Source organism: Salmonella sp. SJTUF14076 (genome assembly GCF_015534835.1).
GTDB lineage: Bacteria > Pseudomonadota > Gammaproteobacteria > Enterobacterales > Enterobacteriaceae > Salmonella > Salmonella enterica.
In genome coordinates this window covers 92,613-118,071 of record NZ_CP064675.1, presented here as the reverse complement: position 1 = coordinate 118,071, position 25,459 = coordinate 92,613, and the positions used below count along the sequence as shown (strand labels likewise).

22 protein-coding genes are annotated in these 25,459 nt (G+C 49.0%); 6 read left to right on the top strand and 16 right to left on the bottom strand.

Going from position 1 to position 25,459, the window contains the following annotated elements; translation table 11 throughout:
• Positions 1-185 precede the first annotated feature (185 nt).
• From pcoS to pcoA, 6 genes are read right to left on the bottom strand one after another with little or no spacing between them, the layout of a single operon-like run.
• Positions 186-1,586 (bottom strand): copper resistance membrane spanning protein PcoS, encoded by a 1,401-nt coding sequence (pcoS, locus tag HU143_RS23240; RefSeq protein WP_001211180.1) that lies wholly within the window; start codon positions 1,584-1,586, stop codon positions 186-188.
• On the bottom strand, positions 1,583-2,263 hold the full coding sequence (gene pcoR / locus HU143_RS23235) for a copper response regulator transcription factor PcoR (protein ID WP_001188930.1): 681 nt from the start codon (positions 2,261-2,263) through the stop codon (positions 1,583-1,585). The genes pcoS and pcoR overlap by 4 nt, the downstream gene beginning before the upstream one ends.
• Before the next feature lie 54 nt (positions 2,264-2,317).
• Positions 2,318-3,196, bottom strand: coding sequence for a copper resistance inner membrane protein PcoD (pcoD, locus tag HU143_RS23230; RefSeq protein ID WP_229692861.1), 879 nt, complete (start codon positions 3,194-3,196; stop codon positions 2,318-2,320).
• 55 nt (positions 3,197-3,251) lie between these two features.
• Entirely contained in the window at positions 3,252-3,632 is a 381-nt protein-coding gene (pcoC, locus tag HU143_RS23225) for a copper resistance system metallochaperone PcoC (protein WP_020219105.1), read from the bottom strand.
• 39 nt (positions 3,633-3,671) lie between these two features.
• Complete coding sequence (gene pcoB / locus HU143_RS23220) at positions 3,672-4,562, bottom strand: copper resistance outer membrane transporter PcoB (protein WP_001378118.1); 891 nt, start codon at positions 4,560-4,562, stop codon at positions 3,672-3,674.
• A 5-nt stretch (positions 4,563-4,567) separates the two neighbouring features.
• Entirely contained in the window at positions 4,568-6,385 is a 1,818-nt protein-coding gene (gene pcoA, locus HU143_RS23215; RefSeq protein WP_000925240.1) for a multicopper oxidase PcoA, read from the bottom strand.
• Between the two features lie 234 nt (positions 6,386-6,619).
• Here pcoA and HU143_RS23210 point away from each other — a divergent pair, with 234 nt between their 5' ends.
• Both HU143_RS23210 and HU143_RS23205 read left to right on the top strand, forming a co-directional pair.
• Positions 6,620-7,069, top strand: a complete 450-nt coding sequence (locus tag HU143_RS23210; protein WP_080229804.1) for a copper resistance protein — start codon at positions 6,620-6,622, stop codon at positions 7,067-7,069.
• Between the two features lie 288 nt (positions 7,070-7,357).
• Complete coding sequence (locus tag HU143_RS23205; protein ID WP_000287501.1) at positions 7,358-8,095, top strand: peptidoglycan DD-metalloendopeptidase family protein; 738 nt, start codon at positions 7,358-7,360, stop codon at positions 8,093-8,095.
• A gap of 33 nt (positions 8,096-8,128) precedes the next feature.
• Here the strand turns inward: HU143_RS23205 and HU143_RS23200 are convergent, their stop codons facing one another.
• The 7 genes from HU143_RS23200 to silC all read right to left on the bottom strand — a co-directional run bounded on the left by HU143_RS23200 (position 8,129) and on the right by silC (position 17,798).
• Positions 8,129-8,326, bottom strand: coding sequence for a DUF2933 domain-containing protein (locus HU143_RS23200; RefSeq protein ID WP_000843494.1), 198 nt, complete (start codon positions 8,324-8,326; stop codon positions 8,129-8,131).
• A gap of 40 nt (positions 8,327-8,366) precedes the next feature.
• Positions 8,367-10,844 (bottom strand): Ag(+)-translocating P-type ATPase SilP, encoded by a 2,478-nt coding sequence (silP, locus tag HU143_RS23195; protein ID WP_001398208.1) that lies wholly within the window; start codon positions 10,842-10,844, stop codon positions 8,367-8,369.
• Positions 10,845-10,941: 97 nt separating this feature from the next.
• Positions 10,942-11,382 (bottom strand): DUF411 domain-containing protein, encoded by a 441-nt coding sequence (locus tag HU143_RS23190; RefSeq protein WP_000758229.1) that lies wholly within the window; start codon positions 11,380-11,382, stop codon positions 10,942-10,944.
• A gap of 86 nt (positions 11,383-11,468) precedes the next feature.
• Entirely contained in the window at positions 11,469-14,615 is a 3,147-nt protein-coding gene (gene silA / locus HU143_RS23185; protein WP_020219104.1) for a Cu(+)/Ag(+) efflux RND transporter permease subunit SilA, read from the bottom strand.
• 10 nt (positions 14,616-14,625) lie between these two features.
• Positions 14,626-15,918 carry a Cu(+)/Ag(+) efflux RND transporter periplasmic adaptor subunit SilB gene (gene silB, locus HU143_RS23180; protein WP_001381488.1) on the bottom strand — a complete coding sequence of 431 codons (1,293 nt, stop codon included), beginning with the start codon at positions 15,916-15,918 and terminating at the stop codon, positions 14,626-14,628.
• A gap of 113 nt (positions 15,919-16,031) precedes the next feature.
• Entirely contained in the window at positions 16,032-16,385 is a 354-nt protein-coding gene (gene cusF, locus HU143_RS23175; protein WP_001246155.1) for a cation efflux system protein CusF, read from the bottom strand.
• Between the two features lie 27 nt (positions 16,386-16,412).
• Entirely contained in the window at positions 16,413-17,798 is a 1,386-nt protein-coding gene (gene silC, locus HU143_RS23170; RefSeq protein ID WP_000475507.1) for a Cu(+)/Ag(+) efflux RND transporter outer membrane channel SilC, read from the bottom strand.
• A 189-nt stretch (positions 17,799-17,987) separates the two neighbouring features.
• Between silC and silR the strand changes: the two genes are divergently transcribed.
• From silR to HU143_RS23150, 4 genes are all read left to right on the top strand, one after another.
• Complete coding sequence (gene silR, locus HU143_RS23165) at positions 17,988-18,668, top strand: copper/silver response regulator transcription factor SilR (RefSeq protein ID WP_000697968.1); 681 nt, start codon at positions 17,988-17,990, stop codon at positions 18,666-18,668.
• Positions 18,661-20,142, top strand: a complete 1,482-nt coding sequence (silS, locus tag HU143_RS23160; protein WP_000555736.1) for a copper/silver sensor histidine kinase SilS — start codon at positions 18,661-18,663, stop codon at positions 20,140-20,142. The genes silR and silS overlap by 8 nt, the downstream gene beginning before the upstream one ends.
• A gap of 244 nt (positions 20,143-20,386) precedes the next feature.
• Positions 20,387-20,818, top strand: a complete 432-nt coding sequence (silE, locus tag HU143_RS23155) for a silver-binding protein SilE (RefSeq protein ID WP_000790485.1) — start codon at positions 20,387-20,389, stop codon at positions 20,816-20,818.
• Positions 20,819-20,965: 147 nt separating this feature from the next.
• Entirely contained in the window at positions 20,966-21,316 is a 351-nt protein-coding gene (locus HU143_RS23150) for a DUF305 domain-containing protein (protein ID WP_000647571.1), read from the top strand.
• 168 nt (positions 21,317-21,484) lie between these two features.
• Here the strand turns inward: HU143_RS23150 and HU143_RS23145 are convergent, their stop codons facing one another.
• From HU143_RS23145 to HU143_RS23135, 3 genes are all read right to left on the bottom strand, one after another.
• The gene (locus HU143_RS23145) at positions 21,485-23,311 is read right to left on the bottom strand and encodes an AAA family ATPase (RefSeq protein ID WP_001239419.1); all 1,827 of its coding nucleotides are present in this window, start codon (positions 23,309-23,311) and stop codon (positions 21,485-21,487) included.
• 563 nt (positions 23,312-23,874) lie between these two features.
• The gene (locus HU143_RS23140; RefSeq protein WP_001097216.1) at positions 23,875-24,174 is read right to left on the bottom strand and encodes a helix-turn-helix domain-containing protein; all 300 of its coding nucleotides are present in this window, start codon (positions 24,172-24,174) and stop codon (positions 23,875-23,877) included.
• A gap of 352 nt (positions 24,175-24,526) precedes the next feature.
• Positions 24,527-25,453: a hypothetical protein gene (locus tag HU143_RS23135; protein WP_000262423.1), complete on the bottom strand. Its 927-nt coding sequence runs from the start codon at positions 25,451-25,453 to the stop codon at positions 24,527-24,529.
• Between the last annotated feature and the right edge of the window lie 6 nt (positions 25,454-25,459).

Genomic DNA, 25,459 nt, shown 5'->3' with positions numbered 1-25,459 from the left:
ATCAATGGCTTATAACAGAGAAAGCAGTTGATCTCAGGGCGGGTTAATCATCACTCCAGGAACCAGGTGATTGTGTTATCACGCTGCTCCTGATTTATGAATAATTATAAAAAACCGCCTCTGTTTATCGCGTGACTGAATGATGACAATTTTGTCACCTTCCAGGTTTCTCCTGAACAACGGGATTAATCCATTAACAGGCGCACTTTGAACACAATTTCACGCCCCTGCTGTTCTGCTGACAGCTCGCCGCCGTGAGCATGAATGATCGACCTTGTAATTGATAATCCCAGCCCCGCGCCTTCCGTGTTGTAGAACCTTGATGAGTCTGCGCGATAGAACCGGTCAAACAAACGTTCCAGATTAGCGGGAACCTGGCCGGACATCGTATTCGTAATCATCACGTTCACACAGTCACTGTCACGCTCAAGGTGTATCGCTGTACAGGTGTTATCGGGAGAATACTTGATTGCATTGGAAAGCAGGTTACTGAAAGCACGTCGGAGCATATCGCTGTCTCCGGCAACAACGCCCTCTCCTTCAACCGTGATTGTCTTTCCTGTTTCGTCTGCCAGGGGCTCGAACAACTCACGTAATTCATTCAGTTCGGCTGCCAGATCCACATCATGTTTATCCAGCCGCAGCAGACCATGCTCTGAACGTGCCAGAAAAAGCATGTCACTGGTCATTCGTGACAACCTTTTCAGTTCTTCCAGGTTAGCGAATAAAATTTCGCGGTAATGCGAAACATCCCTTTCCTTAGCCAGTGCAAACTGCGTCTGCATCATCAGATTACTGACTGGTGTGCGCAGCTCATGCGCGATGTCAGACGAGAAATCTGACAGTTTCCGGAATGCCCCCTCCAGGCGATCAAACATATTATTGAACTCCTGCATGGTCTCAGAGATTTCCGGCGGAGCCAGATCGGGATTTAGACGCTGATCCAGGCTGTGTACGGTCATGGAGGAAGCCAGACTGGTCATTTCCCGTAGCGGTTTCAGACCAATACGTGTGGTCAGCCAGCCCAGAAAAACAGAAATAAAGACCAGACCGATATTGAACCAGAACAGCCAGGTACTGAGTTTGTCCATAAACAGGGTGTGATACCCAGTATCCGTGGCAACCGTAATGATGACATGTTTGCTTTTACCCTGTTCCGGCGTCACGGCAACCCGCCGCGAGATACTGCGGTACACGGTGTTATTTTCTTCCGTCTGGATCATATAGTCGAGAATATCACCCGACTTATTAAGCAGGACCGCTGGAACAACAGAATTTTTGGCATAGAGTTCAACAATTTTTTCATTTTCCATGTTTTTTATAGAAATGAATAAGCCATTGTGCCCCACCATCGCATCGTTTATTTTTTCTGATAATGACTTAATATCCGTTTTGTTCCTGAACGTCTCTGTTTTAAGAAACTCTTCGGTGAGCTGAAGTTTACCTGTCAGAAAATCGCGGTCCTGATTATCGAAATAGCCATTAAGGGTGCTAATCAGGATAAAACTTGATAACCACCATACCGTAAGCATCACCGCAGAAAAAATCAGGCTCAGGCGTGTGGTCAGGGAAATTTTGAACCTCACTCTTCTCTGATCTCCAGGACATATCCGGCACCGCGAACGGTATGGATCAGTTTTGGCTCAAAGTCATCATCAATTTTACTTCTCAGACGTCTCACGGCGACATCAATCACATTCGTATCACTGTCAAAATTCATGTTCCAGACCAGGGACGAGATAAGACTCCTGGGTAACACTTCTCCGGTGCGTTGCAGCAGCAACTCAAGCAGAACGTATTCTTTACCGGTGAGATGGATCTTCTTCCCCGAACGGATCACGGTCCGGCGCACCATATCAACGGTCATATCGGCGATGGTGCAGACTGTTGCGGCCTGCGAGCGTGCCCGGCGCAGTAGGGTTCTTACACGTGCAACCAGCTCCGTAAAATCAAAGGGCTTAATCAGGTAGTCATCTGCGCCAAGCTCCAGTCCTTTCACTTTGTCCCGCACGTTGTCCTTTGCGGTTAAAAACAGGACCGGTTCTTCGTGCCCGGACTCCCTCAGTGCGCTGATGATTTGCCACCCGTCGAGGAAAGGCAGCATCACGTCCAGTATTATCAAATCATACTGTCCCTTCGACGCGGCCCCGAGACCATCGCGGCCATTATTAAAGAGATCGGCCTGATAGCCTTCCTCAACCAGTCCCTGCTGCAGGTAACGACCTGTTTTTTGTTCGTCTTCAACGATTAAAATACGCTGCATGGTCAACTCGCTGATATGAAAGTAAAAATCTCACGCATGAGCTTTGGCTGTCCCCTAGCTGACCTGAGACGGAGCAAGCATTCCGAGCCACGCTACGGCGCCCAGAATGATAATCGCAACAACGAATTCTGTCAGGATGCTGTTTCGCATCAGGGCAACGCTGCGATCATAATTCCCTTCCCTGACCATAACTTCAAGCCGGGGACCCAGGTGAAACCGGTTTGCTGCAGCCAGAAGAAGCATCAGAACAAACAGAGCCGTCTTGGCAAGCAATATCCTCCCCCAGGAACTGTTGAATAAGGGAGTTAAGTTACCCTCAGCAATATACAGATAGTTGACCAGCGCACTCAGGATCAGGGCTACAACAATCACCGTTCCTGCCGTGGCAAATTTTGCCAGGGAGTCAGATATCACAATGACGCTCTGTGCATTATGCTCGTTTCTGCGCATCAGCAGGATAGCAAATGCAACCAGAGCACCTGTCCAGGCACCTGCAGCGCCGAGATGGGTCAGATCGCTCAGTAAATGGAGATAGTAATGCAGACCGTCATGCATAACGGCGTGTCCTCCCCAGGCAAGTGTAGCCAGCGCCACGCCCCCACTCATCGTCATCAGCAGGCAGGACAATACTCTCTTATTAGTGTAAAGGAACAAAGCACCGAGTGTGGTAAACAGGGCACAGAGCCTGACAATCCAGCTAATACCCACATCAGTTTCTTCTATCACCATCTCGATAACATGGATGGATAATTCTCTGAGGTCAGTTACTCCACTCATGGCATTAGATACCAGGAGCATATTAATGCCAGTAAGAATGATGCCTGTAACAACAGCAAAAGTTATAAACGACCTGAAATTAGTCAGGTTATAGGTTTCATGTCTGACACCGCTTATTCCATATATCTGAAAAAATGGCAATCCAAATATTACCATCAAATCCAGATAAAGAAGAAAACGAATAACAATCATAATCAGGTCGTTCATAATATTACTTCACTGTAAAGGTGTAATTACCGGTAATAAGGTGCGTATCTGAAGAAACCGCGCGCCAGTCAACACGATAAGTGCCAGCGGGTAAAGGCTCTCGCGGAATAATGACCATCGATTTAGGGTCAGCGCCTGGCGCCACTTTTGCCGCGACCGGCATCGGAGAATGTGATGACATGCCTTTCATACCCGTCATCGTTAATTTTGCACCTGAGAATTTCACGGTCAGATTTTCCGAGAAATTAAGCTGAATCTTTTCCGGGGCCGCTACGGCTGAATCAGCCTGTGGCACAGAGCTTTTTAATTCCGGATGGGCCATAGCAGAGAAAGCAACGCCCATAACGAGGCCACCTGTAAGAATGGCTTTATTTAAAATCGACATTTTATTTACCTGTTTAGTTGAGTGTTTTATATCAGTGCGTTAAAACCAGATTCTGGCTCCCGCCAGGAATACTACCTGATGGTCTTTCTCACCTTCTCTTTTCGCCATATCGGATGTTTTCCCGTAAAGTTGATTCCAGGAAACGCCTATATAGGGTGCAAACTCACGGCGTATTTCATAGCGCAGCCGGAGCCCCAGCTCTGTGTCAGTCAGTCCCCTGCCGCGACCCCGCGATTCATCATCCTGACTGTAGAAATTCACCTCATAGGATGGCTGGAGTATGAGCCGGTTAGTCAGTAAAACGTCGTATTCTCCTCCCAGACGAAGGGCTGCTTTTCCGCCATTACTGACAAAACCCGTAATTTCAGACTCAAAATTATAGAGTGCCAGCCCCTGAAAACCGACAGCAGCCCAGGTCCGGGCAGAAGCAGGTCTGAAATCCTGCCTGACACCCGCAACCAAATCCCACCATGGGCCAACCGCATGTCCCCAGAGTAACTGCGCTTCAGCCGCCTCCGTTTCCCCATTGCTTCGTTCACCTTCACTCTTTAGCCAAATCCGATCTGTGTCGCCTCCAATCCAGCTGTTAACACTCCAGCTGAAATTGTTGGTGTTATCCGACCGTTGCCATTCCAGTTGATCCAGCAGAACCAGATAATTAATCGCACTGTCGTGAATCGCATGCCCCTGTAAATTGCCGAATGCAGCCTTCCGGTCGGCATCGGTAACAGGCGGAATTGGCGTTCTGCTCTCAGTTACAATGGGCTCCATTGACGTCATCTCAGTGAAATTCTCATCTGCTGGCATCTGCATGGCAGACATGTCGTGCCCGGCGTGGGGATCTGCAGAGACGGAGCCCGCCGCAATAGAAAGCTGTGAGGTAAACAAACCGGCGACCAGAACAGGTATGGCCTTCAAATTTCTCTTCATTCGCATCATTCCTCCACCCGGACTTCACGAAACATTCCCATTTCCATGTGATAGAGCAAATGGCAGTGATACGCCCAGCGGCCAAGCGCATCTGCTGTCACTCTGTAACTGCGTTTTGTACCAGGGGGAACATCTATTGTGTGTTTACGAACCATGAAATTACCGTTTTCATCTTCCAGATCGCTCCACATACCATGCAGGTGAATGGGGTGAGTCATCATGGTATCGTTGATCAGCGTGATCCTGAGCCGCTCACCGTATTTCAGCAGCACCGGTGCGGCATCTGAAAACTTGATTCCGTTAAATGACCAGGCAAACTTTTCCATGTGGCCGGTTAAATGCAGTTCTATGGTACGGCCAGGTTCACGTCCGTCAGGATCCTCAAAGCGGCTTTTCAAATCCGCGTACGTGAGAACCTTTCTTCCGTTATTTCGAAGACCAATACCCGGATCATTTAATTTCGGAGAGACGCTCATCGCCTGCATATCAACCAGTGGGTTATCCGTTTCTGACGCAGGATGACTTTGCATACCCGGCATTCCGGCCATCCGGGAATGATCCATACCGGCCATGCTGCTGTGATCCATGGGCGCGGAGGATGTCCCGCTATCCGGAAGGTCAGCACCGTCCATAGACATCATCTCTCCGCTGTTATCCATGCCTCCCATCTGGCTGTGGTCCATTCCTGCCATATCATGTCCCATTCCCCCCATACCCATATCTTCCATGGTCAACAGAGGACGGGGATCGAGGGGGGGAACGGCAGCACTTAACCCCTCTCTCGTGGCCAGTGTCCCTCGAGCGTAACCGGTCCTGTCCATGGATTGTGCGAAGATGGTATAGGCCTCACCCTGAGGCTCCACAATGACATCATAGGTTTCGGCAACGGCAATCCTGAATTCGTCAACGGTAACCGGGTTTACATACTGGCCATCTGCAGCCACGACCGTCATTTTCAGCCCGGGGATACGGATATCGAAATAGGTCATTGCCGAGCCGTTGATAAACCGTAAGCGTATCTTTTCACCGGGACGGAACAGTCCGGTCCAGTTTTTCAGCGGGGCCTGCCCGTTCATGAGATAGGTGTAGGTGTAGCCACTGACATCCGCGAGGTCAGTCGGATTCATTTTCATTTCAGCCCACATTTTCCGATCGGCAATGGTGGCTGACAGCCCCCTGGTATTCACGTCGCGGAAAAAAGAGCCAACGGTTGGTTTATTGAAATTGTAGTAATCCGACTGTTTTTTTAATTTTTTCAGCAGGCTGTGAGGATTTTCATCGGTCCAGTCAGACAACATGACCACATGCTCACGATCGTAAGTAAACGGTTCTGGCTCCCCGGCATCGATGATAATGGCACCGTATACCCCCTCCTGTTCCTGCAGACCGGAATGGCTGTGGTACCAGTAAGTCCCGTTCTGCTTAACCTTAAAGGTGTAAACGTAGGTATCATCAGGCTCTATGCCCATAAAACTCAGCCCCGGAACACCATCCATATTGGCCGGAAGAATAATGCCGTGCCAGTGAATGGACGTCTGTTCATTAAGACGGTTTTTGACCTTCAGGGTAATGGTGTCACCTTCTTTCCAGCGAAGAACGGGCCCCGGCAGGCCTCCATTGATTGTTTTGGCCTGACGCTCACTGCCCGTGATATTGACGGCCGTTTCACCAATGGTCAGGTCAAACTGAGTACCCTGCAGGGATGCGGCAACTGGCAGGCTCAGACTGGAACGCGCATTGAAACTCCATACGCCAAGACTTCCGGCTACGCCAGAGAGGGTTAACCCCTTCAGGAAAGTTCGTCGAGACGTTTTCAACAGCATGCGTATTCCCTTATTTAAAGTATGGTTACTGACAGAATTCGAGAACCGATTTAAATTAAATTACTGGTTCATCCACTTACAATAAAATGAATCTAGCACACCTTAAGAAACAAATTCATTACAATCGTGTAATGTACATAGCTGTATTACATTTACGTCATCTTCCCCACAGGTTGATTATTTTTATATATGATCATAAGGACATCTTTTATGTACCTCAGAAGGTAATTACACATGAATATATTAATCACGACCACTGCGTTTACAGCTTTATTTTGTGGGGCAGCTTTTGCTCAGTCCAGTGATATTGCCCATGAAGCACATCGATTTGTTAATAATGCCTCAGCCGTCAGTCATGTGAATTCCTCGACGCATGAAAACTTACCGGACAGGGTTAATAAAAACAACACGCCCTCATTCTCTGAAATGAATGAACATGAAAGGGCCATTGTTGCTCATTCATTTATGAGCAACAGCGCGTCCTATGCGCATCAGAAAATGATTGAGGAACATAAAAAAATGCTGTCCGGCAGTGACGCAAATTCAAAGACCTCGTCTTCTTCTTTTAACGAACTGAATGCCGGAGAAAAAGCCGCTCTCGTGCATGAGCAGGTCAATAATGCCGGTGCGGAAGCACATCAGACGCAGGCAAGAAAGCTTCGCGGGCTGTATTCGACCAGGTAACTGCAGGCGGGTTAGTGCTTAGCGTCAGGTGCGCAGCAGGGCTTTACTGACGGGTTACGTAGCAGGACATGAGCCCCATATTGCTCTGCCGTAACCTGTTTCAGTCCCGTTAATCATCACCGTCGGGCTGGTCATACAGTTCCCAGAGCTTCAGGAGCAAACGGGAAACAAGATATGTTACAAAAATGACGACCATCAACGGTGCTCCCGATTAACTGACAGATGACACGCCTCCTGAAAACCCCTAGCATACGCCGCAGTGTTCATGCTAACGGCGAATTCCAGTAAATGTATTCTACCGATGTCGTAAAAGAAAATGCCTACCTTTCAGCCACCCGCTCGGGGCTGGAATCGAACGAGATCGCTACTCTTCAGCGCTCCTTGCCTTCCCGGTTTAATCTGCGGCATTTGAAAAAAAATGAATCATTAAAACTCGTACTGCAAAAGAAAGCGGGAAAATCACGTGTCGTGGCCTATAAATTTACGTCCGGTTCATTTAATTACACGGCGTATCGTATATCAGATAAAAAGTTCTATAACCTTTCCGATACTTCCGGGAAAGGCAGTCTCGATTATCCGTTACCGGCCACAGCAAGACTCAGTTCGCCTTTCAATCCTGCAAGACTTAACCCGGTATCGGGAAAAGTGAGTCCCCATAATGGCATTGATTATTCCATGCCCATGAACACGAAAATAGTCAGCGTCATCGACGGAAAAATCACCCGGGCCGAATACAACAGTACCATGGGATATTTTGTTGAAGTAACGGGAAAAGCCGGTGTTAAAACTCGCTATCTCCACCTCAATAAAATACTCGTTACTAAAGGGGCCAGGGTTACACGGGGAGGTGCTATTGCGTTATCCGGTAACAGCGGACGTTCATCCGGTCCTCATCTGCATTACGAGCTGGTCATCAATAACAACCCTGTTAACTCTCTGGCGTTCCGGGCAGCGGCACCCGCTGATAACAAACTCGAACAGCATGCCTTTGCGCATGCCAGAGACTACGAACGATACCTGGACTGATAACGGGACCGCGACGCGGCCCCGTCTGCCGGATTAATTTTTTTTATCGTTTTCACTTCCGTGATGTTGATGATCTCCATGCCCTCCGTGGCCGTGGAAAAGATGCATTAGCGGGCAGACCAGCAATAACAGATATGGCCAGTAACCTGCCACATGTGACCAGTGTTCGCGCAGGAGGGCAAATGCCGCGATCGCGGCGACAGCAATAAGCGCATAGGTGGTACTTTTCATACTGGACTCCTTCTGTTCGTAACTGACCCTTCACTCAGTGTTATTTCCCGAGCCTGACACTTTTCAGACGCAACGCATTCACAATGACGCTGACGGAGGAAAGAGCCATGGCCGCCGCCGCAATAACTGGCGACAGCAGTATTCCATACACAGGATAAAGCAGACCTGCAGCCACAGGCACGCCAAGTGCGTTGTAGATAAATGCAAAAAACAGATTCTGACGGATATTTTTCATGGTGATCTCTGACAGATGACGGGCCCTGTTCAGTATCATCAAGTCGCCTTTGAGAAGGGTGACTCCGGCACTTTCAATTGCCACATCTGTACCCGTTCCCATGGCTATTCCCACGTCAGCCGCTGCCAGCGCCGGGGCATCATTCACACCGTCTCCGGCCATCGCAACCACATGGCCAGACGCTTTCAGTCGGGTTATCACTGCTTTTTTGCCATCCGGCAGAATCCCGGCTTCAACCTCATCTATTCCCAGTTTCCGTGCGACTGCTTCAGCAGTAAGCTGGTTATCCCCGGTGAGCATAACAATGCGGATCCCCGCCTGACGCAAAGCTTTAAGCGCATCCGGCGTGGTTGCTTTCACGGGATCCGAGATAGCTATCAGGCCTGCAAGGTACCCATCTGTGGCCACATAGATAACGGTAGCGCCTTCCATCCGCAACTTATCCGCAACGGCCTTTTGATTATCAATAACGATACTGTTTTCCTGCATAGCCAGTTCATTACCAATAACAACCCGTTGACCTTCAACATCGCCTGAAACACCTTTCCCCGACGGAGCATTGAAATCACTGACTGCGGGTATCATGATCCCCCTGTGCTGGGCTGCCCGGACTACAGCCATACCCAGCGGATGCTGCGAGCCTTTTTCCACTGCGGCCGCTACACGTAAAAGAGATGCTTCCCCACCCGGATTGAGACTGATAATCCCTGTCACCGTAGGCGAACCTTCCGTGAGCGTGCCTGTTTTGTCGACAACCAGCGTGTCCACTTTTTCAAGACGCTCAAGGGCTTCGGCATTCCTGATTAACACCCCGGCCTGGGCTCCTTTGCCTACCCCCACCATTATCGACATCGGTGTGGCCAGCCCCAGTGCGCAGGGGCAGGCAATAATCAGGACCGACACAGCCGCAATCAGACCGTGCGCCATCCTGGGCTCGGGCCCCCAGACAGACCAGATCACGAAAGCAACAACCGCGATAAGTATCACCAGAGGAACAAACCAGCCTGAAACGCTGTCAGCCATTCTCTGGATGGGGGCACGCGAACGCTGTGCATCAGCGACCATCTGAACAATTCGTGAGAGCATCGTTTCATCACCGACTTTCTCTGCACGGATGATAAGACTCCCTGTCTGATTAATCGTCCCCCCAATGACAGGGTCATCCTTCGTTTTGGTAACCGGCATAGACTCCCCGGTCACCATCGATTCATCAACGGTTGTTTTGCCTTCGATCACGATACCGTCGACCGGAATACTCTCTCCAGGTCTGATGCGGAGCTTATCGCCAGGCAGGACATCTTCCGCATTAATATCCGTTTCATGACCGTCATGATCCAGCCGTCTGGCGGTTTTGGGGGCAAGGTTCAGAAGCGCAGTAATGGCGCCTGAGGTTTGTTCCCGTGCCCGCAGCTCAAGAACCTGTCCCAGCAGAACAAGCACCGTAATAACTGCTGCGGCTTCAAAATAAACGGCCACCAGGCCATCCATGTTTCTGAACGATGCAGGAAACCAGGAGGGGAAGACGGTTGCAATGACGCTGTAAACCCAGGCTACGCCGGTCCCCATTGCAACAAGGGTAAACATATTCAGGGAGCGGTTACGTAACGACATTCCGGCCCGGGCGAAGAATGGCCAGCCACACCACAACACGACAGGGGAGGCCAGAAGCAACTGCAGCCATGTGTTGTACTGTGGCGGTACTGTATTCCTCAAGTCGGGAAACAGATGAGATCCCATTTCGAGTACCAGAACCGGAAACGCCAGCAACAACCCCAGCCAGAAGCGTCTTGTCATGTCGTGAAGTTCATCACTCGGCCCCGTGGATGCCGTAGCTACGAGCGGCTCCAGTGCCATTCCACAGACAGGACAGCTTCCGGGACCACTGCGGCGTATCTCCGGGTGCATCGGACATGTCCACACACCTTCAGAATTCTCTTTTTCCGCCTGGTGGTGAGGCTGTTTTATCTGATCAGGGCTGACTTCGTGATGATCGTGGTGATGGTGATGGGAATGTTCACTGGCATCTTCGGTAAGATAACGATCGGGATGGGCTTTAAATTTACTCTCACAGCTGGCGGAGCAGAAATAAAGTTGATGGTCCTGGTATCGAATGCTGCTGTGCGCCCTGTCGGGCAGGATGGCCATCCCGCACACGGGATCTCTCACCTTATGCAATACGTGGCCCTCGTCCGGGGATAATGTCTGCTCAGAAGCAGTCTGGTTGTTGTGTTGCACTGCATTGTTATTTTTCACTGTAACTCTCCTTATGCATATCTGAAGCATTTTCTGTCTTCAGGGTATGTCATGGATGCGATTACCACGAATATCGCCGGCACAGGAGTGCCTGCTACCGGCGTCCCGTTATCAGCCGTTCCGCTGACTATTCGATTCGCTGGAAGACTTTTTTACTTCCATCCGGTGAGAATGCGATAACATCGTAAGCCTCTTTTCGGGCTCCCATCTCCATTCCAGGACTTCCTGCTGGCATACCGGGGGTGGCGAGACCGTATATACCCGAACCAGACTGCATTGCCTTATGTATCGTTGTCGCAGGCACATGGCCTTCAATGATCAAATTACCGGCAACCGCGGTATGACAACTTCGTAGTCCTGCAGGAATAGCATGCTTTTCTTTCTGGGCTGACAGCGCCTGATCATTCATGACGTGAGTTCGTACTTCGAACCCGTCTTTTTCCATCGCTTTGCCCCACAGGGAACAACAGCCACAGTTTTCAGATTTGTACATATCAATGACTTTTTCACTCGCCATCGCGGGTAGTGAAAGGCCGAGAGCCAGCGCCATTAGAACCACTTTTTTCATACTCACCTCTGTATATTATCGATATAAACCCTGACGTCAGGGTGAATCAGTAAAGAAGGACACCCACAGGGGGTGCCCTTTCAGGTTCAGGACACGCTTTTTTTATGTCTGCGCAGCCAGATTAATTTGTAGGCGGCAGGAATAATGAACAGGGACAGCAGCGGAGCCGTGATCATCCCACCAATCATGGGTGCCGCGATACGGCTCATGACTTCTGAACCTGCACCGGTTCCCCAGAGTATTGGCAGCAGACCCGCAATGATCACCGCCACGGTCATGGCTTTCGGCCGGACACGCAGTACGGCACCATGATAGAGGGCTTCATCAAGGCCTTCCGGTGTGAACGTCTCTTTACGGGACAATTCCGGGTGCGCGTCAATGGCATGACGCAGATACATCAGCATGACCACGCCAAACTCTGCTGCCACCCCGGCCAGAGCGATAAACCCCGTTCCGGTTGCGACAGACATATGGAAGCCCTGCCAGTACAGGAACCATATCCCGCCAACCAGGGCGAACGGCAGGCTCATCAGGATCAGCAGGGCTTCATCAACCCGGCGGAATGCCAGATACAACAGGATGAAGATGATCATCACCGTCATCGGCACCATCAGCTTCAGTTTCTTGTTGGCATGCTCAAGCAGTTCAAACTGTCCGGAGAATGACACGCTGGTACCCGGTCTCAGTTTCACTTTCTGACTGATCGCCGTTTTAATGTCATTAACCACCGACACCATATCCCTGCCGCGCGCGTCAATGTAAATCCAGCTGGCTGGACGGGCATTTTCCGTTTTCAGCATAGTCGGCCCGGAAACGACCTTAATATCCGCAACATCGCCCAGCGTGATCTGCTGCTTCATCGGGGTCAGGATCGGCATCTGTTTCAGGGCCTGCGGGCTGTTCCGGTAATCCTGCGGATAGCGGATATTAATCGGGTACCGGGCCACGCCTTCAACCGTTTCCCCTACCGTCGCGCCGCCGATGGCTGATGAGATGAACAGCTGCACATCGCCCACCGTCATTCCGTAGCGGGAGGCTTTTTCCCGGTTGATATCCACATCAATGTAGCGCCCGCCTTCCAGTCGCTCTGCGAGAGCAGACACTACGCCGGGTACGGTTTTGGCGACCGCTTCGATACTCTGCGCCGTTGCATCGATATCGGACAGAACCGTTCCGGACACCTTGATACCTATCGGGCTTTTGATCCCGGTTGAGAGCATATCAATACGGTTACGGATTGGCGGCACCCAGAGGTTTGCCAGCCCCGGTAAACGGACGGTCCTGTCGAGTTCTTCAATAATCTTGTCAATCGTCATGCCTGGACGCCACTGATCCTCAGGTTTGAGCTGGATCGTGGTTTCAACCATTTCGAGCGGTGCGGAATCCGTGGCGGTCTCTGCTTTACCGGTCTTGCCAAATACAGAGGCCACTTCAGGAACGCTTTTGATTAACTTGTCCGTCGTCTGCAGGAGCGCTGCAGCTTCAGCCGGAGAGACACCCGGCAGGGTCGACGGCATATACAACAGGTCGCCCTCGTTAATCTTCGGCAGAAACTCACCGCCCACCTGGCTCAGCGGCCAGATAACGGTGAAAATGGACAAGGCCGCAACCAGCAGGGTTGTTTTTGGCCAGTGGAGAACCCACAACAGCAATGGATGATACGCTTTGATCAGTACCCGGTTCAGGGGGTTACTGGTCTCTGCAGGAATTTTCCCCCGGATCCAGAATCCCATCAGAATCGGAATGACGATGATGGCCAGCGCGGCCGCGCCCGCCATGGAGTACGTTTTCGTGAATGCCAGCGGGCCAAACAGACGTCCTTCCTGACCTTCCAGGGTAAAGATAGGAATAAAGGACAGGGTGATGATCAGCAGGCTGATAAACAGTGCGGGTCCCACTTCAACGGAGGCATCGGTAATCACCTTCCAGCGGGTGGCGTTGTCAATCTGCTCACCCGGATGCTGATGATCCCACTCCTCAAGCCGCTTATGCGCATTCTCAATCATCACAATGGCGGCATCCACCATCGCACCGACGGCAATCGCTATCCCTCCCAGCGACATGATATTGGCGTTCAGTCCCTGGAAGTGCATGACGATAAAGGCGATACACAGACCAAGCGGCAGAGAGATAATCGCCACCAGGGCAGAACGTACGTGCCACAGGAACAGGGCACAGACGATGGCCACCACGATAAACTCTTCCAGAAGTTTGGAACTGAGGTTATCAATCGCCCGGTCGATGAGCTGGCTGCGATCGTAGGTGGTCACGATTTCAACGCCTTCCGGCAGGCTGGCCTTCAGCGTCTCAAGTTTATCCCTCACTGCCGTGATAACGTCGCGTGCATTTTTACCCGACCGCAGGATCACCACGCCGCCAGCGACTTCGCCCTGGCCGTTCAGCTCGGCAATACCACGCCGCATTTCAGGCCCGGTCTGCACGCGGGCAACATCCCGCAGATAAACCGGCACGCCGTTCTCGCCTGTTTTCAGGACGATGTTATTAAAATCATCAATGCTCTGAAGATAACCGCTGGCACGGACCATATACTCAGCTTCGGCCATTTCAACGGATGAGCCACCGGCCTCCTGGTTAGACGATTCAAGGGCCTGTTTCACTTCGGGCAGGCTGATACCATACTGAGACAATTTTACCGGATTGACCTGAATCTGGTACTGTTTCACCACGCCGCCAACCGAAGCGACCTCAGCCACGTTCGGGATGGTTTTCAGCTCAAATTTCAGGAACCAGTCCTGCAGAGAACGCAGTTCTGAAAGGTCGTGTTTTCCGCTGCGATCGACAAGGGCATATTCAAATATCCAGCCCACCCCCGTGGCGTCCGGACCGATTTCAGAACTCACACCGGCGGGCAGTTTTCCCTGTACCTGGTTCAGGTACTCCAGCACGCGGGAACGGGCCCAGTACAGATCGGTGCCGTCTTCAAAAATGACATACACATACGAATCACCGAACTGTGAAAAACCACGCACGGTTTTTGCGCCAGGCACGGACAGCATGGTGGTGGTAAGTGGATAGGTGACCTGGTTTTCTACAATCTGCGGGGCCTGGCCGGGATAGCTGGTTTTGATAATGACCTGCACATCTGACAGGTCAGGCAAGGCATCGACAGGCGTGTTAATAATCGTCCATGTGCCCCAGATGCTGAGAAACAGGGCCCCCATCATGACCAGGAAACGGTTGGCGACAGAGCGCCGGATAATCCATTCAATCATCGTCGTCTCCTCAGTGCCCTGAATGCATATTTACAGGCTGGTCAGACATTGCTGGCATACTGCTTTCTGTTTTTTCAGGGTGGCGCATACGTTCCAGTGCGCCCGTAATATTGGCTTCAGAGTCAATGAGGAACAGGCCACTGACCACCACGGTATCGCCTTCATTCAGGCCGGAGCCGATGCCGGACTGTTGCTGTGACTCATGCAGAACGTGGATCTGTTTCGGCACAAACTTGCCTTCATCATCAACAGTAATCACGCGCTGTTCTTTGCCGGTATCGATAACGGCCTGGCTTGGTATCAGCAGCATCTCCTGGCTTCTGGTATTCAGTTTCAGATAGGCATTCATGCCCGGCTTGAGAAACTCATCCTTATTAGAAACCTGGAGACGGACCTGAAGCGTACGGGTTGTCTGATCCACGCTGGGAAGAATATTCCATTTTTCGACATGGAATGTTTTATCCGGATAAGCCGGTACCGAAATTTCAAACTGCGACGTATCTTTCAGCAGATAGGCGATAGATTCTGGCACTGCAGCGCTGATCCAGACCGGGTCCATTCCCTGAATCTGAGCCACCACCTTATCTTTCGAAATATTCATGCCGGTGCGCAGGTCAAATGCAGTAATGACACCATCAATAGGTGCTTTAATGGTAAAACGGGTCTGAATGCTCCGGGTAGAACGCAGTCTCTGAATATCCTCTTCCGGCATACCTGCCAGGCGAAGCCGTTCCAGAACGCCTTTAATTTGCGTGGAAGTACCACCGGTGCTGGATAACAGAAGGAATTCACTCTGTGCTTCCACCCAGTCCGGAATGGTAATATCGATAAGTGGCGTCCCCTTCTTCACATGATCGCCAATCGTCATGGGGTAGACTTTTTCGACAAACCCGTCAGAACGCGCCTGCACAATAACAAACTGATACTCGTTATAGCTGACATTAGCCGGGATTGTCTGAGAATAATTCAGCATTCCTCGCGTGACTTTTTGCGTTTTTAATCCCAGATTCTGAACCTGGGTTGGGTCGATACGGATCCCGCCACTGCTTTTATCGCCACTGTCATCAGCATATTTTGGCACCAGGTCCATATCCATAAAGGGCGATTTTCCGGGTTTATCAAATTTGGTATCCGGTTTCATCGGGTCATACCAGAAAAGTACCTTTCGCTCCGGTGCCTTTTGTTCGGTTTGTACTGTTTTTTGTGATGAGTTTACATACTGCCAGGCAGTAACCGATATCAGCCCCCCTGCTATGAGGCTGCTGATAATTATTGCAGCATATTTTATCTTTAAAGAAGCCATACAATTTTCCGCTAAAAAATCAAAACACCTGGCATATGCGCCTGACGGTTAACTCACACATATACCTATGTGAATGTACAGGCGCACAGGATGTAATCGCTCCGGACAGCCAATCAGGACTGCGTCACGTTAATGCTTTTGAGTAAGGAGATATTGCCCTGCTGAATAAACGAGAAATCGACATGGTTGCCTGTTTTCAGGGCATTAATAGCATCGTCTGCATTAACAAAAGTAAAGCGCATGGTCATTGCAGGCCAGCCCACCGCTGGAATTGCTTCATGCGAAATGGTGATTTTCTTAGTATTCATATCAATGTCTTTAACGACACCGGTGCCCTTGATAACTTGCTGTACCGAAGCATCACTGGCAGTATTCATATCGCCATGCTGATGTGTTTCAGCATGAAGACCGGCAGAAAACATGACAGAGAAGGCACCAAATAAAACGGCTTTAAGTGAATTACGCATTTTAATTTCCTGATTAATTAAATAAATTTACTCTACCCAACCGCCACCCAGCGCGGTAAACAGATTAATTTCGTTAACCTGCCGGGAATAGGTAAGATCGAGAATGGTTTGCTGGGTAGCGAAGAGGGAACGTTCTGCATCCAGCACTTCGATGTAACTGACAGCACCACTTGCATACAATCCTCTGGCACGCTGGAGAGTTATCTGAAGTGAATCAAGATAACGCTGCTGTGACTCAAGTTGCTGGCTAAGGCTGTCGCGCAGCGCAAGCGTGTCGGAAACATCCTTAAAGGCTGACTGAATTTTTTGTTCGTAATTAACCACCGACTGTTGCTGGCGAATTTCAGCCAGCTTCAGATTGGCTTTATTCCTGCCAGCATTAAATATAGGAATTTCAATTTTAGGGATAAAATTCCACATTCCACTTCCTGACGTAAACAGGCTGGACAGCTCCGTACTGCTTGTGGAAAGACCACTGGTCAGGGTAATTGAGGGGAAAAAGGCCGCTCGCGCTGCGCCAATATTGGCATCAGCCGCTTTCAGCTGATATTCCGCTTCCATAATATCCGGTCGCTGCAGCAAAATTTGTGAAGACAGATTTGGTGGCAATTTTACTGGGGCTATCTCCCCGCCTTTCATCCCTTTTTCTGACGGAAGTGCGCGGTACGTTCCCAGCACCAGTTGCAGGGCATTGTTTGCCTGAGCCAGATCGCCTTCTCGTTTGGCTATTTCGGCGCGGGTACTTTCGATTTGTCCTCGCGCCTGTTCAAGTGCCAGAACGTTCGTACTCCCGGTCACGAGCTGCTGCTCAACGAAAGCATAGGACTGTTGATAATTTTTCAGCGTTTCCCGCGCAATACGAAGTTGTTCGTACGCCAGTTGCTGGCTGAAATAGCTTTGTGAAACGTTGGATACCAGCAGGATGTGTACGGCCCGACGGGCTTCTTCGCTGGCAAAGTAGTTCTGGCGATCAGCATCACTCATGTTCTTAAGTTTGCCGAAAAAATCGAGCTCATAGCTGAGCTCCAGTCTCGCGTCGTACTCCTGTGTGGTCGGCTTGTCACCTTTCAGACCACCGCTGTATGTTATCCCGGATGAGGCATTCAGCTGGGGATAACGATCTGCATCCGTGACGTTGAACTGGGCTCGGGCCTCTTCAACCTTCAGGGCAGCCATTCTCAAATCACGGTTATTAGTCAGAGCTTCACCGATCAACCGGGTAACCTGGGGATCGACAAAAAAGTTACGCCAGCCCGTATCCTGATAGCCATTTACCGCTGGCGTCAGGCTGTTATGGGACAGTGAAAACTGCTGGGGTACCGGTGCTGCGGGCCGCTGATATTCAGGCGCAAGCGACACGCAGCCTGCCAGGATGAATATCGTGCTAATGCTGAGTAATTTTAATTTGAACATAACGCTTCTCGTCCAGGCAGACCTGGTAAATGGTTCAAATGAAGTCCAGAGTATTGATAGGGGTACTTTACCTAACGCTCTCTGTTTGCCGGGTGACAGGATAATGACAATGTTGTCATTTTTGCTGTAATCCGTTGATAACGATCGTGGGCGCAATAGAATGACATTAGCAGCCAGCCGGGGAGCAAGATGAAAATATTGATCGTCGAAGACGAAATTAAAACAGGTGAATATCTCAGCAAAGGGCTTACAGAGGCAGGGTTCGTAGTGGATCACGCTGATAATGGTCTTACCGGATATCATCTCGCCATGACAGCCGAGTATGATTTAGTCATTCTGGATATCATGCTACCTGATGTGAACGGCTGGGATATCATCCGCATGCTGCGCACTGCCGGAAAGGGTATGCCGGTCTTACTGCTGACAGCCCTCGGCACGATCGAACATAGGGTCAAAGGACTGGAACTGGGTGCGGACGATTATCTGGTTAAACCCTTTGCGTTTGCCGAACTGCTCGCCCGGGTGAGAACCCTTCTGAGGCGGGGAAACACGATGATCACGGAAAGCCAGTTTAAGGTGGCTGACCTCTCGATTGATCTCGTATCCAGAAAAGTCAGTCGCGCCGGAAACCGCATTGTGCTCACCAGTAAAGAGTTCAGCCTGCTGGAATTCTTCATTCGCCATCAGGGAGAGGTTCTTCCCCGCTCCCTGATTGCCTCTCAGGTCTGGGACATGAATTTTGACAGCGACACTAATGCGATCGATGTCGCAGTAAAGCGACTCCGCGCTAAAATAGACAACGATTACGAGACAAAGCTGATCCAGACAGTCCGGGGCGTGGGCTACATGCTGGAGGTCCCGGATGCATAGCAAACCTTCCAGACGCCCTTTCTCACTCGCTCTGCGGCTGACCTTTTTTATCAGCCTGTCCACGATACTGGCTTTTATCGCATTCACCTGGTTTATGCTGCATTCTGTTGAAAATCATTTTGCCGAGCAGGATGTCAGCGATCTTCAACAAATCAGCACCACACTGAACCGTATACTGCAGTCCCCGGTGGATCCGGATGATAAAAAAATAAGCAAAATAAAGGAATCAATTGCCAGCTACCGCAACGTTGCCCTTTTGCTCCTCAATCCCAGGGGGGAAGTGCTCTTTAGCTCAGCTCAGGGGGCGGCACTACGCCCGGCAGTGAATTCAGCAGATTTTAGCGAGCACAGCCGCGCACGGGATGTCTTTCTCTGGACGGTGGAGGATCCTGCGGGACCGATGGATACCGGGTCCGAAATGAAGATGGAAACATACAGGATTATCGCCTCCTCTGGTCAGGCGATATTTCAGGGCAAACAGCAGAACTATGTCATGCTGACTGGCCTATCCATTAATTTCCATCTCCATTACCTCGATGCGCTGAAAAAGAACCTGATTGCGATTGCCGTCGTGATAAGCCTGTTGATTGTTCTGATCATTCGAATCGCTGTCCGTCAGGGGCACCTGCCCCTTCGTAATGTCAGCAATGCCATTAAAAACATCACCTCCGAGAATCTTGATGCGCGACTGGAACCGACACGCGTTCCCATTGAGCTGGAGCAACTGGTTATCTCGTTCAATCATATGATTGGAAAGATTGAGGATGTCTTTACCCGCCAGGCCAATTTCTCTGCCGATATCGCGCATGAGATCAGAACGCCCATCACCAATCTGGTGACGCAGACTGAAATCGCACTGAGTCAGGATCGAACACAGAGGGAACTTGAGGATGTCCTCTATTCCAGTCTTGAAGAGTATAACCGGATGACCAAAATGGTCAGCGATATGCTGTTCCTGGCACAGGCAGATAATAATCAGCTGATACCTGACAGGGTCATGTTTGACCTCAGAGCGGAAGTCATGAAAGTCTTCGAGTTTTTCGAAGCCTGGGCCGAAGAACGCAATATCACGCTCAAATTTAACGGGATGCCCTGCCTGGTTGAGGGAGATCCACAAATGTTCAGAAGGGCGATCAATAATCTGTTATCCAATGCCCTGCGTTATACCCCGGAGGGACAGGCAATCACCGTCTCAATAAGAGAGCAGGAGAGCTTTTTTGACCTTGTGATTGAAAATCCGGGGAAACCAATCCCTGAAGAGCATTTATCAAGGTTGTTTGACCGTTTTTATCGGGTGGATCCGTCCAGACAACGAAAAGGAGAAGGCAGCGGCATCGGCCTTGCGATTGTGAAGTCAATCGTGGAAGCACATCACGGAAGAGTGCAGGTGGAATCGGACGTACACTCAACGCGTTTTATCTTATCCGTGCCCAGACTGGAGAAAATGATTCCGGACACCCAGTGCTGGGAATAAAGATTTAAATGACAAAGATGTCATTAGCCTGTCATGCAGCAAACAGAAGCCATTCGATATAATTAGTGCAACTTATCAGGAAGGCTGGATTGCTTTATCAATATCCGGCGTCAGTGGACGCCAGGAAATGAATATCCAGTCCCCTCCCGGAGAAATAAACACTTCCGAACCTGTTTCAGTTATGGAACTGAAAACACCGGTTGTACTCCCCCGGACATCACTAATTAAGAAATGGAGAGTTATCATGAAAAATATCGTATTAGCATCCTTGCTGGGCTTTGGCTTAATTTCTTCGGCCTGGGCCACTGAAACCGTGAATATCCATGAGCGGGTCAACAATGCACAGGCACCTGCTCACCAGATGCAGTCTGCTGCGGCTCCTGTCGGGATCCAGGGGACTGCACCTCGTATGGCCGGTATGGACCAGCATGAACAGGCCATTATTGCTCATGAAACCATGACGAACGGGTCGGCGGATGCGCACCAGAAAATGGTGGAAAGTCATCAGAGGATGATGGGAAGTCAGACCGTTTCCCCTACCGGGCCGTCGAAGTCATTAGCGGCAATGAATGAGCATGAAAGAGCTGCAGTTGCCCATGAATTTATGAATAACGGTCAGTCTGGCCCACATCAGGCCATGGCCGAAGCGCATCGTCGCATGCTCAGTGCAGGCTGACGGCGAGGGAAGTATCTGTGCTGTCCTTATTTCCTTGATAGATTTTTCCGTAACCGGATATATGGCAACATCTTTGCCCCCTACAGGGGGCATTTTTATCAGATTCTGCTACAGTTAACGGGCATCAACGCTAAAAGGATATTTTTTATGAAAGCCAGAAACACTTTATTTGCAGTATTAATGTTATCCCTGCCAGCGATTTCAGCAGAACATTCAGAAATGAAAATGACTGATATGTCTACCTCGGCTTCGTCACAGGAATATATGGCTGGCATGAAAGACATGCATGACAAAATGATGGCTGCCGTAAATGAGTCCGATCCCGACAAGGCTTTTGCGAAAGGCATGGTAGCGCACCATGAAGGGGCAATAGCAATGGCTGAGACCGAGCTCAAATACGGAAAAGATCCGAAAATGAGAAAGCTCGCGCAGGACATCATTAAAGCTCAAAAAGGTGAAATTGAGCAGATGAATAAATGGCTTGATAGTCAAAAGTAAACATTGTAGAAATGTCACGACAAGCGTGATTTTACATCGTTCCTGGGCGCGGGAGTCGGTTAATCTTTATATAATTCAAACCCGATTAATTTCGGGTTTTTACTACTCTGTACTCCGGTCCTTTGTTGAGGACCGGAATATATGCACCTGAGATGCTTATTTAATACATTATCTCGTCATGGATACAATGTCGCTCAGGATCTCAACCAGCTCGCTTCTCTCCTGCGTTCCGTCATGATAGGTTGATCTTGAGATGATTCTTTCTGATGTCATCTGAGGCCAGAATTTATCTAGTACATTATCGGGTTTCATTCCCACAGCCCGGCCGATTATTTTTTTAGCGTCACAGGTGTCCGTAAACGTGACGGCTACACCAGTAATTTCCTCGATAAGATCCGGGCACAGATAGTTTTCTATCTCACGTTTGCGCGTAGCGAAAAATACCTTACCGGCCTCCTCTACTTCTTTTTTACGCTTCTGGATGGACAGAACCTGTGCAGGGTCTCCCCCAATATCGGAGTCCAGAAATACGCACCAGGGAAGCCCCAGATCTTTGGCCAGATTCAATGTAACCCAGTGTTTGACGCTACCACACCCTCCTATGAGGACTGGCACTATTTTCACGTCCTCCAGAGAGGCTGGCAGCGCACCTGACTGTTTTAATGAACTGGCCGCATGCCTCAGGAAAGTAACATCCGACTTTCCCTCTACCAGAACAATCCCCTGCGCCCTTTCCATACCGGTCTCTGGCAGCACCCCCAGGCTTTCAGTGGCTTCCTTCAGCACTGCGTCATCCGGCATTTTTACTACGGGTTCACCCGCCTCATTTCGGGTAACATAACGTACGCCTTCGACAGGGATTAATCCGGCCAGCGCCGGGACATGGGTGGTGACGATAATCTGACGGTGCGGCTGGCCTGCCAGTGCCAGTAACGCTTTCATCAGCATCATCTGATAGTTCGGATGCTGTGACGTTTCAGGCTCCTCTATGGCATAAATCACATTTCTGGGCGTCCCCGCGACATTCTTTTCAGCCTCAGCCCGAAAAAAATTCAACAGGATAAGCCTCCTTATCCCGCTGCCGCGCTTATTGATGGGGATGCCATTTTCCCCGTCCAGGGTGAAATTGAAGGTCCACTTGGGTTTCTCCTTAAATCGTGGAGTCAGTTCACTGGCGAGTTCGGGGGCCATTTCACGTAATTTATCCAGCGTTCTCTGTGCGACATCCAGGACGCTGTCCTGAATCTCATTTTCCAGCGCTGTAATTTTGTCCTGCAGCGCAGCCTGAGCGTCTTTTACGGCCTGCTGTAAGGGGTTTTTAGCTTCGGAATCCCCGTCGCTGCTTTCCCTGTCGGCTTTGAAAATCGCATACGTGGGCAGCAAATCGAGGATCTTACCCCATAATGATTTTGTGTCGGTTCCGAACTCTTTATCGACATCCAGCATAATTTCCGAACAGGTATAGGGGGCTGCGGCTTCCCTGATGGCCTGACGCCATAACGATGCAGTGCGTTTATCCGCCACATTTTTTTCAACTTCTTTTCCCACCGCCTTGAGCTCAGAAATTTTCATGCCCAGTAAATTTCTCAGGGGCTCCTCATCCGGGTGGATGCAGCGGATGCAGGTCTGCTCCGGTTTTCCTGAGGTCGTTGCTTTAAACGTTTTGACGATTTCAAAATTGCCGTCCTCATTCAGCAGATGTTCTGAGGCGAGCGTGGTCTGCACCCTGTCGTCGATCATGATAAAATCGGGCAGGTCATCAAATTCACAGGCTATTTCAAAACGGCCGTCCCCTTCTCTTAGGCTGAAACAGTTCATGTCATTCTTGTCAGCCTTCATTCCTTCTGTTTCAAAAAAAATAGCCAGCGCTTCCAGAAGCGTTGATTTCCCAAAGTCATTACGACCGACAATACCCGTCATGCTTTCATCAATAATGATTTCAGTAGAGTTTCTGTAGCCTCTGAAGTTTTTCAGTTTTAATTTTCTGAGCCGCATATGAAGTCCTGTGTGTAAGAAAGCGTTTTGCTGCAACCTGAATACAAAATATATTTTCAAATGCCTGCCAACAAGCAGGGATAACCGTTATTCAGAATATCTTAACGACATTTCGGGATTATGATCTGGTCGCGCTTTCAGAACTTTACTGCCCCTCAAAACACCGGAAACTAACTTGTGGTTGGTTACATGGCAAAGTTAAAACTCCAGAATCACGGGTAATGATTTCAATGCTTATTATATTTTTTGGAATTGACTCATGAGCTTTATAATTTAAATGATAATAATAACCATTCTTTTATGCGTAATATTTGCTACTGACACTGATGAATTTAAAAGAAGATAGATTTTCATTTACGGATTATTTCCTAAATTCATCGATAATGTGATCGACATAAAATTTTCACTGAAGAATGAAGAGATAATTTAAGGCCGAGCGAAATAGCTCAAAATGGTGTATTTAACATAACAGAAGAAATGAAAGGCTCTATCGCAACCTGATACTTCAGGCCGCTAAGGGGTTAATCTTGTTGAAGAAAAATTAGACCGGGAAGCGCCAGGCGTCACCATTTCTCCCGCCTGGCTGGAAGTGAAGAATAATTGTGCATAGCTCCGTATTCGGGCTTTGCATCTGACAATGGTTCCCTGGATGAAAGTACGATCTCCACTCCAAGGACGCTGAACACCCTAAACAAACGCTCAAAACCCGCACTTGCAGGGTTGGCCTCTAGTCGGGCATAAGTTTGCTGTGTTATACCCAAACGTTCAGAAACATCTTTTTGCGTCAGTCCATTGGCTTTGCGAAAGCCGATTAAAACAGGACGTAACTGATTCAAAGTCTTCAAAGCGTATTGAGTGTTCATAAGTGACCTTCCGTATCGACGAGTTAACAAGCATAACGCAGGGATTTACAGCATATAGGCTGTAATGCTCATTAACAGACTATAGGCTGTAATACGAATCCTGCCAAGATGCGGCATCTTTCAAATACAAGGCCGTATTGGGTAAGCAGTACACCGTTATATAGCACCCCTTGCCCCTTTGCTGGAGAGGGACCCACGTGATCGCAGGTCTTTTAGACGTTGTTGCTAACCGGCATCATACACAGGTGGTAACCCCCAGGGAAACTCTATGAGTGATAATTTATTCCTGCCCCAGTCAAAATATAAAACCTTATCTAACTAGCTTTCTTAGTATTTTATAAATGAAGTGAAATTAGCGAAGAAGTTTTACATTGTAAAGTGAGCAAAAATATTTACCATTCAACTGGCAAAATTTACAATCTGCAGCCCTTAGCCTGAGAAAATGCACATTAACAGAATAATCATCAAGTCCGATAGAGGCATAACTTACGTCCTCAAAAATATCAGAAATAAATGAGTTGAAATTACAAAAATTAACTTCACTTAACATCTTGAACACCGCAGAAATATATCTATCATGCATTATCTTGACTTCGATAACCTTAGATAAACTTGAATGCGACTTACATTTGAAGAGATCAAAGAGAAAGTAAATCAGCATATTTTTATTGTCCGAAATCCATTTTAAAATTTTATTACGTGCACATGGTAATATATACACTGGATTTTTGAAAGGGTTTGAAACGTCAACCACAAGGGAACAATAACCATGAGGATTTATTCCACTTATAATTAAGTCACTAAGTCCTTTCACTGCATTCAAATAGTTATCAAAACAAACCTCATATAAACTGGTACTATGAACTGCACATTTAGATTCAAACAACCATCTATGACGCAGATAACCAATGCCTTTAGAGTGTATATCTTCAACAATACATTTGTGACAGTAACGAATGTTTGAGATGTTTACCAATGGATATGAATTAGTTATGTGAAAATTTTTCCGACAGGCATCTTCAACAGCGTTAAAATACCCGTAAACACCAGAAGATAACGACACTATATTGGAAGTTAGTATATAACCATTTCTAGTGGCAAGAATGTCATATATATCCTGCAAGCTATGCAATTTGTACATATCAATCAGTTCGAAACGAGGAAAGGCATCGTACCTTAGTGCGCCATGCTTTGATATTATGTTCCTGCAATTGGATAAGTTATACATTATCTGTGAACGCAGAAGAAAACTGTGCCACAATTCATTTTCGTAAACCATATAACT